The sequence below is a fragment of the Yersinia rohdei ATCC 43380 genome, from assembly GCF_000173775.1.
GTDB lineage: Bacteria > Pseudomonadota > Gammaproteobacteria > Enterobacterales > Enterobacteriaceae > Yersinia > Yersinia rohdei.
In genome coordinates, this window is the sequence record NZ_ACCD01000020.1 from 1 (window position 1) to 16,362 (window position 16,362).

The window sequence follows — 16,362 nt, forward strand, 5'->3', positions numbered from 1 at the left end:
CCTAACTGCTTAACAAAACTGTCTTGGTAAGCGGGGCGCATCATATCAAATGAAGCGCCGCTGTAAAGACTTGAAATGAAAAAAATAATTTGTTCGATGTTTTTTTGTTCGTGCCGCTGATTATATGGGCAAAAAATACCGGTTTATTGTGTACTTATAAAATAACGGTACGATTACCATAGACAAAAACACGTTGTGCCAAAACACGATAGAGAGCACGGCTGAGCACATTTTTCTCTACATCACGGCCCGCTCGCATCATATCTTCTGCGGTATAAGAATGATCGACATTAATCACATCCTGCATAATGATTGGGCCTTCATCCAAACTATCATTGACGTAGTGAGCGGTAGCTCCAATGATTTTAACCCCACGTTCATAAGCCTGGTGATAAGGTCTGGCACCAATAAATGCGGGCAAGAATGAATGGTGGATATTAATAATCTGATAGGGGAAACGTTGCACAAAGGCCGGTGTCAGAACGCGCATATATTTTGCCAACACCACATAATCTGGTTGGTATTGCTCAATTTGTTCAACTAAACGTTGATCATGTTGTTCGCGGGTCAGACCTTCATGACTAATTAGATGGAATGGGATATCAAAGCGCTCAACCAAATTCTGTAGCGCATCGTGATTACCAATAACCGCCGCAATTTCGACATCCAAGCCGCCATATGCGCTTTTCATTAATAAATCACCCAGACAATGGGCTTCTTTAGTTACCATAATAACAATACGACGACGCCCCGCGGTATGTAATTCCCGATGGGTTCCTTCAGGTAACGCATCGTCCAAATCCGCTAACAGGGTGGTATCGTTAAAAATCCCTTCCAGTTCTGTACGCATAAAAAAGCGGCCAGTCAGATGGTCAACAAATTCGTTATTTTGCACAATATTCAATTGGTGCTTGTAACAAATATTGGTGATTTTAGCGATTAAGCCTTTGGCATCAGGGCAAATAGTCCGTAGAACTTTTTTTTGTACATTCTGGTGTGGCATAAGATGGAAAATCCTGTCTTAACATGACTCGATGTTATGTAAATGTCTGATGCTAGGGTCAGTAATAGAACGATTTTACTGTTAATGTCCGCAGCATTTCTTATATTTTTTCCCCGAACCACAAGGGCATATTTCATTTCTACCGATGGTTGGCCGGACTCCATCAATATAGTACCAGTGTTCATTTAGACGAAGGAAGCGTGAACGTTCATGCATTGCGCTTATTTGAGCATTATTGGTATCAGCAAAACGGGCAATGAACTCAACAAAGGCTTCATTATTATGGGCACCCGTAGTCTCGGCAATAACGGTTAATCCCAACCAGTTGGTATGAGTAAAACTCTGAACTATCCCCTCACGCCATTCCTGTGCATTACAGTCGGGATGCCAAGTTTTAATGAGATAATCAGCATCTTTTTTTACGTAGGCGCTATAGCGAGAACGCATCAATATTGCTGGTTTAGACGCAATTTTAGCACCCAAGATGTAAGGTTCACAGCATGCCGGGTATTCAAGTAGGCTGCCGCATGGACACTGTTCTGACAAAATTTCTCCGAAACTACAAATAATGCCGTGAATTCTGCGCATGGACGTTAGCGGTAGATCAAGGCGGGTAAAATAGAATTGTAACGGCTAGGGTTACTATCTTACCTAATGATGTGCTGAGGTTCAAAGTTGATCATCTCGCAAAAGATTAATGGCAGTAAAAAGATTTGTGATGTTCGTCACAAAAAAACTTGACCACCGTTTCATTCTAGCGTAACTTTGCAACTGTGATGTGTGTCACATAAAAATAAAGATATTTACAGGAGCAACCCATGAAACTGATCAATAAAGTTATCGCAATGTTCGAAAAAATGAGTGTCTCATTTGGCACCATCAACGGCTAATTGTTTTACCGTTAACCCTAAAGCTTTCATAATATTCTGGTCTAAATTGTATTTATAGGTAATGGCACTGCGCGCTAAAGAAGACGACAGTAAGGCAAATGCATAATATACTATTCGTGATAGATCGAATTTGTTATTATAAGAAGACATTTTGTCTTTAAATTTTACTTAATCCAGAATATTTACTTTGAGTAGCCGCCCATTAAGGTGGCTATTTTGCATTTAATCTGCAGTGGAAATATTGAAATTGAGCAGCAGTGATAATAAATCAATTGCCTATTTATTATATATATTGTCACTGAATCTGGGCTAGGGCTTTAACAATTTCATCATATAGACACTCAGTGGGTCATATTGATAATGGCCATATTCAGATATGAAATCAAAACCCAACCGCTGATACAGCTTTATTGCTTCAGGTTGGTAAATTCCCGTTTCAAGATAAATATGCTTTAAATTTAAAGCTTTGGCTTTTTCTAATAGCGCCATCATCAGTAATGTTGCAATCCCTCGTCCGCGGTAATCTGCACAGACAAAGACGCGTTTGACTTCTGGAAAGGGGGTTTCAGGTAGCGCCAGAATCGCGCATCCGACAATATTGCTCTCCAGTTTCGCAATATAAATATATGTTGTTATTTGTTTCAATTTATCAATAGATTCTGCATGATTGCTCTGTGTTGGGTACAGTGCTGCTTGGTACGCATCTAATTGAGTAATTAATGTAATAAGTTCAGGAAGAAACCGATCCGTTTGGCATATTTCAATATTCATTGTATATCCTTCTCTGCTCAAGCTATATCTTAGTCATGAATTGTAAAATCTTTGTATCAATTTGCCAGAAGAGCAAATATTCACTATAGTTATAAAAGTAAACCTGCGAAGTAAAAGGATAAATATAGGTTTTACTCCTGAGTTGCAGGACAATGGGTACCAGTTAAATTAAATATCAATACGTTGCCTATGTAACATGGCCCTTGTTCAATAAGTTATAAAAAGTGCCAAATCAGTTGAAAATGGATGAAATACAATGAGACAGGTCAAAGTTGGATTGGCACTGGGGGCTGGTGCGGCGAAGGGATGGGCCCATATTGGTGTTATTAATGCATTAAAAAATATGGGTGTGAAGATTGATGTGGTTGCGGGATGTTCGGTGGGTTCATTGGTCGGTGCAGCTTACGCCAGTGATCACTTAGAGGCAATGGAGCGCTGGGTTCGATCATTTACCTACTGGGATGTGATTCGGTTGATGGATTTTTCCTGGCGTCGTGGTGGATTACTCCGTGGGGAACGGGTATTTACTGCGGTGAATAACCTTATAGAAGTGAAAGATATCGCAGAATGTACGCTACCTTTCGGCTCAGTCGTGACAAACTTAACCACTGGACGCGAGTTATGGCTAACAGAGGGGGATATAAAGCAGGCTATTAGGGCATCATGCAGCATGCCTGGGTTATTTTCGCCGGTGTGGTTTGGTGGTTCTTGGCTGGTTGATGGTGCTGTTGTTAATCCGGTTCCCGTCTCTCTGGCCAGGGCTATGGGGGCTGATATTGTTATTGCTGTTGATTTGCAACATGACGCACATCTGATTCGGCAAGATATGTTGTCCGCGCAAATGCCTGTTGCAGACACTACCACTGAACTTCCTGATAGTTGGTCTCACCGCTTAAAGGCACGAATAGCAAATATGTCGACCAATCCTGCCAAAAAAGTCCCCAGCGCAATGGAAATAATGTCTACGTCAATACAAGTCTTAGAGAACCGCTTAAAACGTAATCGGATGGCGGGTGATCCTCCTGATGTGCTGATTCAACCTTATTGTCCGCAAATATCCATGTTGGATTTTCATCGCGCAGATGAGGCCATTGCTGCCGGGCTGTTGGCCGTAGAGAAAAATACCGAACAATTACGCCATCTGTTAAAGCCTTGATAAGGTGTATACAGGTGTATCTAAAATAGCGAATGACAATTTCTGACAAGCAGAAATAATCATTTTGGGCCACTATTATCGTTAAGGTGAGCAAGAGAAGCAGTACATGGAAAAACCACTAGCAGGTAAAAGTATTTTAGTTATTGAGGACGAAACTGTTTTTCGCTCAGTAATCACGGGATTCTTAGAATCGCTCGGCGCTGCGGTTTACCAGGCCGGTAATGGGCTGGAGGCGTTAGCCCAGCTGAAAATTCAGACTCCGGATCTGATTCTTTGCGATCTTGCCATGCCGAAAATGGGCGGAATTGAGTTCGTTGAGCATTTACTCATTCAAGGGGTGAAAATCCCAGTTTTAGTGATATCTGGCACAGACAAAATGGCTGATATTGCGAAAGTTTTGCGTCTGGGGGTTAAGGACGTATTGCTAAAACCGATTGTGGATTTAAATCGCTTACGTGAAGCGGTGCTTGCTTGTCTCTATCCTGTGCTATTTACCTCTCATGCTATTGAAGAGACAGAGCTTATACAGGATTGGGATGCTCTACGTAAAAATCCTTATGAGGCAGCCAAATTGCTAAAACAGCTGCAACCGCCCGCACAACAAACCATTGCTCACTGTCGAGTCAATTACCGGCAATTAACCATGGTTGAGAAGCCGGGACTGGTGCTTGATATTGCCGCATTATCAGATAAAGATTTGGCATTTTACTGTTTAGATGTGACGCGAGCTGGGGATAATGGTGTTTTAGCGGCCTTACTATTGCGCGTGTTATTTAACGGGATTCTACAAGAGCATTTAGCTCATCAGAAACACCGCTTGCCGCAAATGTCATCTTTGCTCGAACAGGTAAATAAGCTATTGAGGCGAACTCACCTTGATGGCCAGTTTCCGTTACTGGTTGGTTACTATCACGTGGAGTATCAGAATTTAATTTTGGTTTCTGCTGGTTTGCATGCGAACGTAAATGCCGGTAAGAACCAAATTCAGCTCAGTAATGGTGTACCTTTAGGAACATTAAAAACAACGCATTTAAATCAAATTAGCCAACGCTGCGAAGCATGGCAGTGCCAGGTATGGGGGGGAGGGAGCCGTTTACGTTTGATGCTTTCAGCTGATGAGTAGCTCAATACAAAGTCAATCAGAGCATAAATAGTGCAAATCATTAATTTCTACTCTCTATTATTTACTGCCTCTTTCACTTCAACATAAATTTCTTGTTAACGAGCTTGCCATATAGAACTGATTCTTATCACCTTAAGTGTACGAGAAGCTAATATATAGCCTCGGTTGATATACTTTTCGTTATATCTGAAAATCATAGGGTTATCATTTGCCGTCAGTGAGATAAAGCTAATCAGTATTAGCTAATGTTAACCCTTGATAATGGGCCTGTGCCCTTTATCGGGCTTAGCCGGGGATATGAGTGAATGAAGGCAACAAGTACTCAGTATGGGTTATGAGGTGTTATATAAGCTGAATTTAATTCGTACCGCCGAGAGCGATAGCTATCATCTCCCATTGATGCTGATAGTCGAGCAAATCAATAATTATCAGAGGCATAAATTGGTCTAATTTATTCAAGATCATTTTTCTAATAACTTGCGGAAAATGTTTATTCTGAAGAGGCAGTTAAATCTAATTTAGATGGCAGAGAAGAGGTCGTCCGTCGGATCCTGGTGAGGTTACTGTGAAGAACAGGATCCAATACATACTTATTTTCAGAGGGAATGGATGAGACTTGATGAATGCATGGGGTAGGAATGCTCTAAGATTAACGGGACGAAAAACATCAGTATTACTTGGTTCTGATGTCTTAGTTATTTACGATGAATCGCAGACTGTAGAGCTTCTGATTTTGACAGCAACATGTCTTGGCTAAAACTCGATTATTTTTGATGGGGGTAATGTTTACTATCACGAAGGTCTAAATAGCGAGGATACAATTATTACAAAACAGGCGGTGGTGTTCGATGAGTCAGATGTGATAAGTGATGAAAATGGTTTTATCTGCCGATTGCAGCAGTAAATTAGTTTCTACTTAGTGCCCAACTCTCACCAGGAAAGGATTTCGCACCTGAAGTTTATTGTCAAAATTTCACTTATATCACAAAAAAATGTGTTGATTCCACCACGGGAATTATACCGATTATTGTGCTGTTATAAATAAGCAGAGTATTCTTATATATTTACAATCAGTGCTATTACAGAGAGTTATTTATAGAAAATGATATGTTCAAGTTGACTCGTGTTCATCAACTGTTGGTCGTTGATTGAGCATGGTAATTCTTCGTGATGTGCCACAAATTCTAACGATGATTAGCTATCTGGAGAGACATAAAAAAATACCCCCCATATAATAGGAGGGTATTCTTATCAAAATAGTAAATTAACTATTTTGATTACAGCAGGAAATCATCCAGTGATTTACCTTGCTCTTCAATGGCTTTCTTAATCACTGCTGGAGTACGGCCTTGGCCTGTCCAGGTTTTCACATCGCCATTTTCGTCTGTGTACTGATATTTAGCAGGGCGCGCAGCACGTTTTGATTTACCAGTAGCAGCTTTAGCAGCCGCCATAGTATTCAACAGTTCATTTGGGTCAATACCGTCGGCAATAAGCATTTCACGGTATTGCTGTAATTTACGTGTGCGTTCTTCAATTTCTGCTTGTGCTTGGGAGTCTTCTTCGCGGCGTTCGTTAACGACCACTTCAAGTTTCTCAAGCATCTCTTCTAATGTTTCAAGAGTGCATTCACGCGCTTGTGCACGCAGAGTACGGATGTTGTTCAGAATTTTTAACGCTTCGCTCATTGTCCTGGTCTCAAATTATAATTAGTGGGGGGGCGTCTGGATAATAATAGAGTGCTATTTTAATTTCTGCAATAGCCAATTTGATTAGTATACTCGAATTTACGTATTTTATTCGCTAAAAATTGCTGCTTGATACTAATAAGCGATGAGCAGTTGTTATTATCTGAGCTGTTTTTAACAAGGATGTTCATTTTGCTCCCTAATGCATCCTGTACGCAGGCATGATTTTCTGGCTAAGTTATAAGTTTGCTTTATATCAATAAAGCAAAAATAGGTTACTTATGCTGTAGTGATGTGCAATAACTGATCGCATAACACATTACATATTGATATAGCAGTAACGAAATATTGAGTAAGAAAAAAGCATACCACTTCAGATTTGGCAGTTTATGGCAATATTTGTTATCACTATTTTACCAATTAATCGTGATAACACATTAGTAGTATCATTAATGAACCAATAGTGCGGTGCTCATATCGAACACAATTGCTTTTTCATCTCCTTGGCTTGGTTAATGTACAAAAAAAACACCGTCTTTGTACCAATATTGTGAAATTGGTCATGTAATGTCCCTTATAATAGCGAAATGTTTGACATGAAAATTCTATCAATTTCATTAGCTATATCATTACTTAATATAAAAAACAGTAATATAGCGGAAAGGCTCGGCTCCCCGTAAAGCGTTAGTTTATGATAAACTGTGGATTCATTGTCACTATGACCATTTATTATACCATTGGAGTTACCGGCCCATGGCTCAACTTTATTTTTATTACTCAGCTATGAATGCGGGTAAGTCTACAGCGCTGTTGCAGTCATCTTATAACTACCAAGAGCGTGGCATGCGCACTTTGGTGTTTACCGCCGAGATTGATAATCGCTTTGCCGTCGGAACTGTCAGTTCACGGATAGGACTGTCTTCAGAAGCTCTTCTATACAATAGTGGCACATCATTATTCTCTATTATCAGCACAGAGCATCAGGAAAAACCCGTCCATTGTATTTTACTTGATGAATGCCAATTTTTGACCAAAGAACAAGTGCTGGAATTGTGCCAGGTGGTCGATGAATTGCATATTCCTGTTCTCTGTTATGGCTTGCGTACTGATTTTCTTGGTGAGTTATTTCCCGGCAGTAAATATTTATTATCCTGGGCTGACAAGTTGGTCGAACTAAAAACGATTTGCCATTGCGGCCGCAAAGCAAATATGGTGCTGCGTTTAGATGCGCAGGGCCTTGCCATGCACGATGGTGAACAGGTGGTGATTGGCGGCAATGAAAGCTATGTCTCTGTTTGTCGACGTCACTATAAAGAAGCTATTAAAGCAGCTTGTCTTCAGCGGCAGCCATAAGCCCCACTATTTTCGGTTAACTACCTCACGAGCTTTATTATTGCAGTCGTGAGGTAGCTAGCGCCTTATTGTATTGACTCAATATTGTCACCTACCACGTCATTTGTTTCGTTCCTCGGTAATATCCGCTTTCCTTGACGCCATATTCCAAATTAAACACACCAGCGCCTTATCAGACTGCAGATAAAGTTGATTAGAGGGACAATGGGCCGAAATAGGGTTGTAACCACGTAAGCGGCTGGAGCGGTTATAGGTGCCGTAACCTCAGTTGAGTCGAAACTGAAAATATCGGTTTATCTTCAATCTCACAAATACTTTGTCTAGTTTATTGTCGGCCACGGCTGTGTTGTTCTTATTTATTCCAGTACAAAAGCGATTGAAGCCCGTTTATGTGCATGCCTCGATCCGCCAAATTTTAGCTGATGGCGTCATGTACGGAGTGTGGCACGTTTATTTAGCTAAAGGAGTGCAGTTGCAAGGGGGATAATTACCGCGCTATCTGAAGGGGCAGGGGAGGGATGACGGCGGCGATGCACAAATAACGGCGTTCAATGCAGCAATCGGATAAAAGAAACCCCCGAACAGCGGTTGCCATTCGGGGGTGATATACAGAATCAGCGAGAAATTACTTTTTAGCTTTTTTCTCAGCTTTAGCTGCTGGCGCTGCTACTGCTACAGTCGCTTCTTGTTCCAGTTCTTCACTAAATTCACGGCCGTAGTAAGTATCCATCAGGATCTGTTTCAGCTCAGAGATCAGTGGGTAACGTGGGTTAGCACCGGTACACTGGTCATCAAATGCATCTTCAGACAGTTTGTCTACTTTCGCCAAGAAATCAGCTTCTTGAACGCCAGCTTCGCGGATAGACGCCGGGATGCCCAATTCAGCTTTGATTTCATCTAACCAAGTCAGCAGTTTTTGGATTTTCTGTGCTGTACGGTCGCCCGGAGCACTCAGACCCAGATGATCTGCAACTTCAGCATAACGACGACGCGCTTGTGGGCGGTCATACTGGCTGAAAGCAGTTTGCTTAGTTGGGTTGTCATTCGCGTTATAACGAATAACGTTTGAAATCAACATGGCGTTTGCCAGGCCGTGTGGGATGTGGAACTCAGAACCCAGTTTGTGGGCCATTGAGTGGCAGACACCCAAGAAGGCGTTAGCAAAAGCAATACCCGCGATAGTTGCTGCGTTGTGAACACGCTCACGTGCCACTGGGTTTTTAGCCCCTTCATTGTAGCTGGCTGGCAGGAATTCTTTCAGCAGTTTCAGCGCTTGCAACGCCTGGCCGTCAGAGTATTCATTCGCCAATACAGAAACATAGGCTTCCAGAGCATGGGTAACTGCGTCCAAACCACCGAAGGCACACAGAGACTTAGGCATATTCATAACCAGGTTGGCATCAACGATTGCCATATCTGGAGTCAATGCATAGTCAGCCAATGGATATTTTTGACCTGTCGCATCGTCGGTCACTACCGCAAATGGTGTAACTTCTGAACCTGTACCTGAAGTGGTTGTTACGGCGATCATTTTCGCTTTCACACCCATTTTCGGGAACTTGTAAATACGTTTACGGATATCCATAAAGCGCAATGCGAGTTCTTCGAAGTGGGTTTCAGGGTGTTCGTACATTACCCACATGATTTTGGCCGCATCCATCGGTGAACCACCACCCAGCGCGATAATCACGTCTGGTTTGAAGGAGTTCATCTGCTCTGCACCTTTACGCACGATACTCAAAGTTGGATCTGCTTCTACTTCGAAGAAGACTTCGGTCTCGATACCGTGAGATTTCAGTACGCTAGTGATTTGATCTGCATAGCCATTGTTGAACAGGTAGCGGTCAGTCACGATGAAGGCACGTTTTGCACCGTCAGTTGCCACTTCTTCCAACGCGATAGGCAGGGAGCCACGGCGGAAGTAAATAGATTTCGGGAGTTTATGCCACAACATGTTTTCTGCTCGCTTAGCCACAGTTTTCTTGTTGATCAAGTGTTTCGGACCGACGTTTTCAGAGATGGAGTTACCACCCCAAGAACCACAACCCAGCGTCAGTGAAGGCGCTACTTTGAAGTTATACAGGTCACCGATACCACCATGAGAGGCAGGGGTGTTGATCAGGATTCGGGCGGTTTTCATTTTATCGCCGAAATACTTAACGCGTGCAGGTTGGTTATCCTGGTCTGTATACAGGCAAGATGTATGGCCAATACCGCCCATTTCTACCAGTTTTTCTGCTTTCTCAACTGCGTCTTCGAAGCTCTTCGCACGATACATTGCTAAAGTAGGAGACAGTTTTTCATGAGCAAATGGCTCTGAATCATCAACAACTTTAACTTCGCCGATAAGGATCTTGGTATTAGCAGGCACTTTGATGCCGGCCATTTCAGCAATTTTCGTTGCTGGCTGACCAACGATTGCCGCATTCAGGCCACCGTTTTTCAGGATAATGTCTTGAACTGCTTTCAGTTCTTTACCTTGCAGCAGGTAACCGCCGTGACTAGCAAAACGCTCGCGCACTGCATCGTACACAGAATCGACCACAATGATGGACTGTTCTGATGCACAAATTACACCGTTATCAAAGGTTTTAGACATCAAGATAGAGGCAACAACACGTTTGATATCAGCAGTTTCATCAACGACAACTGGGGTGTTCCCCGCGCCAACGCCGATAGCCGGTTTACCTGAGCTGTAAGCCGCTTTAACCATGCCTGGGCCGCCGGTTGCCAGGATCAAGTTAATGTCTGGGTGGTGCATCAGTTGGTTAGATAACTCAACTGTTGGCGCATCAATCCAACCAATAATATCTGCTGGTGCACCTGCTGCAATAGCGGCTTGAAGCACGATATCTGCGGCTTTATTGGTTGCATCTTTAGCGCGTGGGTGTGGAGAGAATACGATGCCGTTACGGGTCTTCAAGCTAATTAATGCTTTGAAGATAGCGGTAGAAGTTGGGTTAGTGGTGGGTACAATACCGCAGATTAAACCGATAGGTTCAGCGATAGTAATAGTACCAAAGGTTTTATCTTCTTCCAGAATGCCACAAGTCTTTTCATCTTTGTAAGCATTATAAATATATTCAGAAGCAAAGTGGTTCTTGATAACCTTGTCTTCCACAATACCCATGCCAGATTCTTCGACAGCCAGTTTGGCTAAAGGAATACGGGCATCAGCAGCAGCCAGAGCTGCGGCACGGAAGATCTTATCAACCTGCTCTTGAGTGAAGTTGGCATACTCGCGCTGGGCTTTCTTGACGCGTGCTACTAGCTCGTTAAGTTCAGCGACATTCGTTACAGCCATAATGCTCTCCTGATAATGTTAAACTCTTTTAGTAAATGAGCTGTTGAAGCCATTAGTATAGACAGGCTCTGACATGCTGTGCTGTCGAATAGAGATAGTTTTTGTATCTTACTATCTCATTTTCACCGCTGATTTACTGAAAGAGCTTTGGGGTCACTAGGAATAAATTGAGATAAAAAGACTATTTTCAACCTTTATACTCTATTTTCCTGCCGCTTACTCTCTACCACTGACTAGAGCTTAACTATTCTTAGGTATGCTTTTTGTGATTTAAATCACAAAAACTGCAAGCTGACACCATTCAGCTATTATTTGTTGAGAGTAATTATCATCTGAAGAAATAAAGTGATAATTCATGACGTTAAACCATCATTACCGCCACAGAATATTAACAATAATTACAATTTTAGTTGGCGAGGATTTACCAAGTATAAATGCGGGTTTATTCCGTGGATTCCTGCGACTAATTCTATTACATTGTGCGCGCACATCAGCATGAGGATGTCTTTAGGAATATTTTTAGTGAAAAGCACTGTAATGAGATATTGATAGCATGCAGAACGATGTCTGCAAGTGGGTTACATTATTAGTGTTACAAATTTTCCTGCTGCGGGTTATTGGGTGTGTTGTCTGGGGCATTGGGTATAATGACCCGTTATTTATGGATGTATTTATCAGCAATTTCGCGGAGTGATGTGTGAGTCAATCACTGTTAGACCTTTCAGGTTACATCAAGTTTTTTGTTGGCTTATTTGCGCTGGTTAATCCGGTAGGTATATTGCCGGTATTTATCAGTATGACCAGCTACCAGGCTGCGGCAGGGCGGGATAAAACCAACCTGACAGCTAACCTGTCGGTGGCCATTATTTTGTGGATCTCCTTGTTCTTGGGGGATGCCATCCTGAAAATATTTGGCATTTCTATTGATTCATTCCGTATTGCCGGTGGGATCTTGGTGGTCAGTATTGCGATGTCGATGATCAGCGGCAAACTGGGTGAAGACAAGCAGAACAAACAGGAAAAAACAGAAACAGCGGTAAGAGAAAGTATTGGTGTGGTTCCATTGGCATTGCCATTAATGGCTGGGCCGGGCGCAATCAGTTCAACTATTGTTTGGAGTTCTCGCTACCACAGTTGGCAAAACCTGTTGGGATTAACTGCGGCGATTGCCCTATTTGCATTCTGCTGTTGGTTATTGTTCCGCGCCGCACCGCTATTAGTTAGGCTGTTAGGGCAAACCGGTATTAACGTGATAACGCGTATTATGGGTTTATTGCTGATGGCATTGGGTATCGAATTCATTGTGACAGGTATCAAGGCTATTTTCCCCGGGTTACTTTGACCCACTGAAACTCATTAGAGTGACTCTTCATCATCAAAGAATGGCCACCAGCATATTATTGGTGGCTTTTTTCTTTCCGCAAGTCTGATATTTAAAGCATTTAGGCATTAATTTGGTGCAAATAATGTATGAAGTTTAATCTGTTGCACTCAAATGCTGCAATAATAGTTCTTCCGCATACATAATTTGGCTTAAGGTTTATTTTCCTCTCTTTACTAAGTACTTAATCTCCCCTCTGAGTAAATTAATTAGGCTATTTGTTGTTAAAATGCTCACATCATTCCGTAGGGCTTGTGTTGAATTTATCTAGATGTTATTAGTGATTACATCCCAATGAGCAGGGGTTTATTCTGATAATGTCTGGAATGTTAACTTTATGTTTCTTGGTGTTGTTCTTAAACATAATTTTTGATGTGAAATTAACATTTCTGTTTTTTATCTTCAAATAATTCAGTGGGTTATAGGTTTTTTTGATTGTAAGTACAGTAAGTTACCTTGATTGCTTACTCATTGAAAAAGAGAATTGCGTAACATTTCTGTAAAAATTATTAGCGTCAGATTTGGTGTTCTGTTAGCTTTCGGACAATTCCCTGACGAGAGATTTCTTGTTTTTCAGTGAAACTGAGCCGTAATTTTAATTTTGGAATAGTTATTGCTAGTCGTTGTTAGCAGGATATTGATGCAAATCTAGAAAAAACATCACCGGTTTCGTGACAAGGTGGCTAGAAATGCAAATAAAGAACCGCTGCTACCACCGGTAATAATGAGTACGAGTTCCGAGTCTTTAGGATGTTTAACATCGGCGATTTTTCGTCTGGTGCTAATAAATATGGGGATCTTGCATTGGCGGATTCGTTCCCCGAACAATGCAAAGGATGAATGCCTTTTAAAGGTGAAGCTTGCCCAGTTACTGGGTGATGCAATAATAAAAACTGGAGTGGATATAAGCATGACCAACATCACAAAGAAAAGTCTTCTGGCTGCGGGTATTGTGGCTGCCTTAAGTATGATGGCTGTAGGGAATACATTTGCGGCTAATGTGCCAGCAGGGGTACAACTGGCTGAAAAACAAGTTTTAGTCCGTAATAATGGTTCAGAGCCTCAGTCTCTTGACCCACATAAAATTGAAGGTGTCCCTGAGTCAAATATCTCCCGTGATTTGTTAGAAGGATTGGTTATTAACGATCCCAACGGCAAAATTATGCCGGGCGTGGCAGAAAGTTGGGATAATAAAGACTTTAAAGTCTGGACTTTCCATCTGCGTAAAGATGCTAAATGGTCAAATGGTGACCCTGTAACGGCACAGGATTTTGTTTATAGCTGGCAACGTTTGGCCGACCCTAAAACAGTTTCTCCTTATGCCAGCTATGTGCAATATGCCCATATTGCTAATATCGACGATATTATCGCCGGTAAAAAAGCACCAGATACCTTGGGTGTTAAAGCCTTGGATGACCATACTCTGGAAGTTACGCTGACCGAACCCGTTCCTTATCTGGATAAATTGTTAGCTCACCCATCCATGTCTCCAGTTAATAAAACGGTGATTGATAAATTTGGTGAGAAATGGACTCAGCCACAAAACTTTGTCGGCAATGGCGCCTATAAGTTGAAAGACTGGACTGTTAACGAACGTATTGTATTAGAACGTAGCCCGACCTATTGGGATAATGCGAAGACTGTGATTAATCAGGTAACTTACCTGCCAATCTCTTCCGAAGTAACTGATGTTAACCGCTATCGTAGCGGTGAAATCGACATGACTTATAACAACATGCCGATTGAGTTATTCCAGAAACTGAAAAAAGAGATCCCACAAGAAGTCCATGTTGACCCGTATCTTTGCACCTATTATTACGAAATCAACAATCAAAAAGCACCATTTACGGATGCTCGGGTACGTGAAGCCCTGAAATTGGGTATGGATCGCGATATCATTGTGAATAAAGTGAAAAACCAAGGTGATTTGCCGGCCTATGGTTTTACCCCGCCGTACACCAGTGGTGCTGAATTAACTCCACCAGAATGGTTTAGCTGGACACAAGAAAAACGCAATGAAGTGGCTAAGAAATTGCTGGCAGAAGCGGGCTACACTAAAGATAAGCCACTGACTTTCAACCTATTATATAACACTTCAGATTTGCATAAAAAGCTGGCTATTGCGGCGGCTTCTATCTGGAAGAAAAACCTGGGTGTTGACGTTAAGCTGGAAAACCAAGAGTGGAAAACCTTCCTTGATACTCGTCATCAAGGGACTTTCGATGTTGCTCGTGCCGGCTGGTGTGCTGACTATAACGAACCTTCTTCCTTCCTGAATATGATGCTCTCTGACAGCAGTAATAACACTGTGCATTATAAGAGCCCAGCATTTGATAAGCTGATGGCAGATACCTTGAAGGTAAAATCTGAGAAAGAACGCGCTGGGTTGTATCAACAGGCTGAAATACTGTTGGATAAAGACTCCGCTATCGTACCTTTGTTCTATTACGTGAATGCCCGTTTAGTGAAACCTTATGTCGGTGGTTATACCGGTAAAGATCCACTGGATAATATGCACGTTAAAGATCTCTATATTATCAAGCAATAATCTATTAAGGGCAGCCGCAGAGTTTGCGTGCTGCCCTTATTGCTTGATGATAAGTACCCCAATAGCCTTGACGTCGCGGCGTAATAGCATGCAAACGAATCCCAATGAGCAGACCTAAAGTCAGTGAATTAGGTGAGAAAGAGCAGCTAACACCGAGGCAATATCAAGTGCGAAGGGTATAAGTTGCAGTAAGAGGCTAAAGGTACAGGCAATGTTAAAATTTATTCTACGCCGCTGTTTGGAAGCGATCCCGACACTTTTTATTTTGATCACTATTTCATTCTTTATGATGCGTCTCGCCCCAGGAAGCCCATTTACTGGCGAACGTAATCTTCCACCGGAAGTTATGGCAAACATTGAGGCGAAATATCATCTCAATGACCCTGTTTATAAACAATATTTCAATTACTTAGGTCAATTGGCGCATGGCGACCTTGGGCCTTCATTCAAATATAAAGATTACACGGTAAATGAGTTGGTTTCGGCCTCGTTTCCGGTGTCGGCAAAACTCGGATTAGCTGCATTTATACTGGCAGTGGTATTAGGGGTGAGTGCTGGCGTTATTGCCGCATTAAATCAAAATACTAAGTGGGATTATACCGTCATGGGGTTTGCCATGACCGGGGTGGTTATCCCCAGTTTTGTGGTGGCACCGTTATTAGTGCTGGTTTTTGCCATTACATTAAAATGGCTACCCGGCGGAGGATGGAATGGTGGGGCACCGCAGTATATTATTTTGCCAATGGTAGCATTGTCATTGGCCTATATCGCCAGTATCGCGCGAATTACCCGCGGTTCAATGATTGAAGTTCTCCATTCTAATTTCATCCGTACTGCGCGTGCAAAAGGTTTGCCATTGCGCATCATTGTATTACGTCATGCATTGAAACCTGCTTTGCTGCCGGTGTTGTCCTATATGGGGCCGGCATTTGTCGGTATTATCACCGGCTCTATGGTGATTGAAACTATTTTTGGCCTGCCGGGTATTGGTCAGTTGTTTGTCAACGGAGCGTTAAATCGCGATTACTCTTTGGTCTTGAGTTTGACCATTTTAGTGGGCGCGTTAACCATTTTATTCAATGCGATTGTTGACGTGCTGTATGCCGTTATTGATCCGAAAATCCGTTACTAACTCTGGAGCACGC

General features: G+C 42.2%; 11 protein-coding genes. 6 read left to right on the plus strand and 5 right to left on the minus strand.

Annotated features, from left to right (window positions below; all coding sequences use genetic code 11):
* Positions 1 to 154: 154 nt before the first annotated feature.
* From purU to YROHD0001_RS05665, 3 genes are all read right to left on the minus strand, one after another.
* Positions 155 to 1,003: a formyltetrahydrofolate deformylase gene (purU, locus tag YROHD0001_RS05670; protein ID WP_004715529.1), complete on the minus strand. Its 849-nt coding sequence runs from the start codon at positions 1,001 to 1,003 to the stop codon at positions 155 to 157.
* An 81-nt stretch (positions 1,004 to 1,084) separates the two neighbouring features.
* Positions 1,085 to 1,549, minus strand: coding sequence for a YchJ family protein (locus tag YROHD0001_RS0118240; RefSeq protein WP_032817327.1), 465 nt, complete (start codon positions 1,547 to 1,549; stop codon positions 1,085 to 1,087).
* 653 nt (positions 1,550 to 2,202) lie between these two features.
* Entirely contained in the window at positions 2,203 to 2,664 is a 462-nt protein-coding gene (locus tag YROHD0001_RS05665) for a GNAT family N-acetyltransferase (protein WP_004715533.1), read from the minus strand.
* Between the two features lie 256 nt (positions 2,665 to 2,920).
* Between YROHD0001_RS05665 and rssA the strand changes: the two genes are divergently transcribed.
* Together rssA and rssB are read left to right on the plus strand one after the other, a co-directional pair.
* Complete coding sequence (gene rssA, locus YROHD0001_RS05660) at positions 2,921 to 3,820, plus strand: patatin-like phospholipase RssA (RefSeq protein ID WP_004715534.1); 900 nt, start codon at positions 2,921 to 2,923, stop codon at positions 3,818 to 3,820.
* 106 nt (positions 3,821 to 3,926) lie between these two features.
* Positions 3,927 to 4,943, plus strand: coding sequence for a two-component system response regulator RssB (rssB, locus tag YROHD0001_RS05655; RefSeq protein WP_004715535.1), 1,017 nt, complete (start codon positions 3,927 to 3,929; stop codon positions 4,941 to 4,943).
* A 1,277-nt stretch (positions 4,944 to 6,220) separates the two neighbouring features.
* On the opposite strand, the gene hns is transcribed toward rssB, so the two are convergent.
* The gene (gene hns, locus YROHD0001_RS05650) at positions 6,221 to 6,631 is read right to left on the minus strand and encodes a histone-like nucleoid-structuring protein H-NS (protein ID WP_004708400.1); all 411 of its coding nucleotides are present in this window, start codon (positions 6,629 to 6,631) and stop codon (positions 6,221 to 6,223) included.
* A 753-nt stretch (positions 6,632 to 7,384) separates the two neighbouring features.
* On the opposite strand from hns, the gene YROHD0001_RS05645 reads away from it, so the two are divergent.
* Complete coding sequence (locus tag YROHD0001_RS05645) at positions 7,385 to 7,984, plus strand: thymidine kinase (RefSeq protein WP_004715537.1); 600 nt, start codon at positions 7,385 to 7,387, stop codon at positions 7,982 to 7,984.
* Between the two features lie 625 nt (positions 7,985 to 8,609).
* Here YROHD0001_RS05645 and adhE read toward each other — a convergent pair.
* Positions 8,610 to 11,288, minus strand: a complete 2,679-nt coding sequence (adhE, locus tag YROHD0001_RS05640; RefSeq protein ID WP_004715539.1) for a bifunctional acetaldehyde-CoA/alcohol dehydrogenase — start codon at positions 11,286 to 11,288, stop codon at positions 8,610 to 8,612.
* Between the two features lie 697 nt (positions 11,289 to 11,985).
* On the opposite strand from adhE, the gene YROHD0001_RS05635 reads away from it, so the two are divergent.
* The 3 genes from YROHD0001_RS05635 (at position 11,986) to oppB (ending at position 16,349) form a co-directional block, all read left to right on the plus strand.
* On the plus strand, positions 11,986 to 12,630 hold the full coding sequence (locus YROHD0001_RS05635; RefSeq protein ID WP_004715541.1) for a YchE family NAAT transporter: 645 nt from the start codon (positions 11,986 to 11,988) through the stop codon (positions 12,628 to 12,630).
* Positions 12,631 to 13,579: 949 nt separating this feature from the next.
* Positions 13,580 to 15,217 (plus strand): oligopeptide ABC transporter substrate-binding protein OppA, encoded by a 1,638-nt coding sequence (oppA, locus tag YROHD0001_RS05630; RefSeq protein WP_032817330.1) that lies wholly within the window; start codon positions 13,580 to 13,582, stop codon positions 15,215 to 15,217.
* A gap of 211 nt (positions 15,218 to 15,428) precedes the next feature.
* A complete protein-coding gene (gene oppB / locus YROHD0001_RS05625) occupies positions 15,429 to 16,349 on the plus strand; it encodes an oligopeptide ABC transporter permease OppB (protein ID WP_004715543.1) in 921 nt (306 codons plus the stop codon).
* Positions 16,350 to 16,362: the final 13 nt, after the last annotated feature.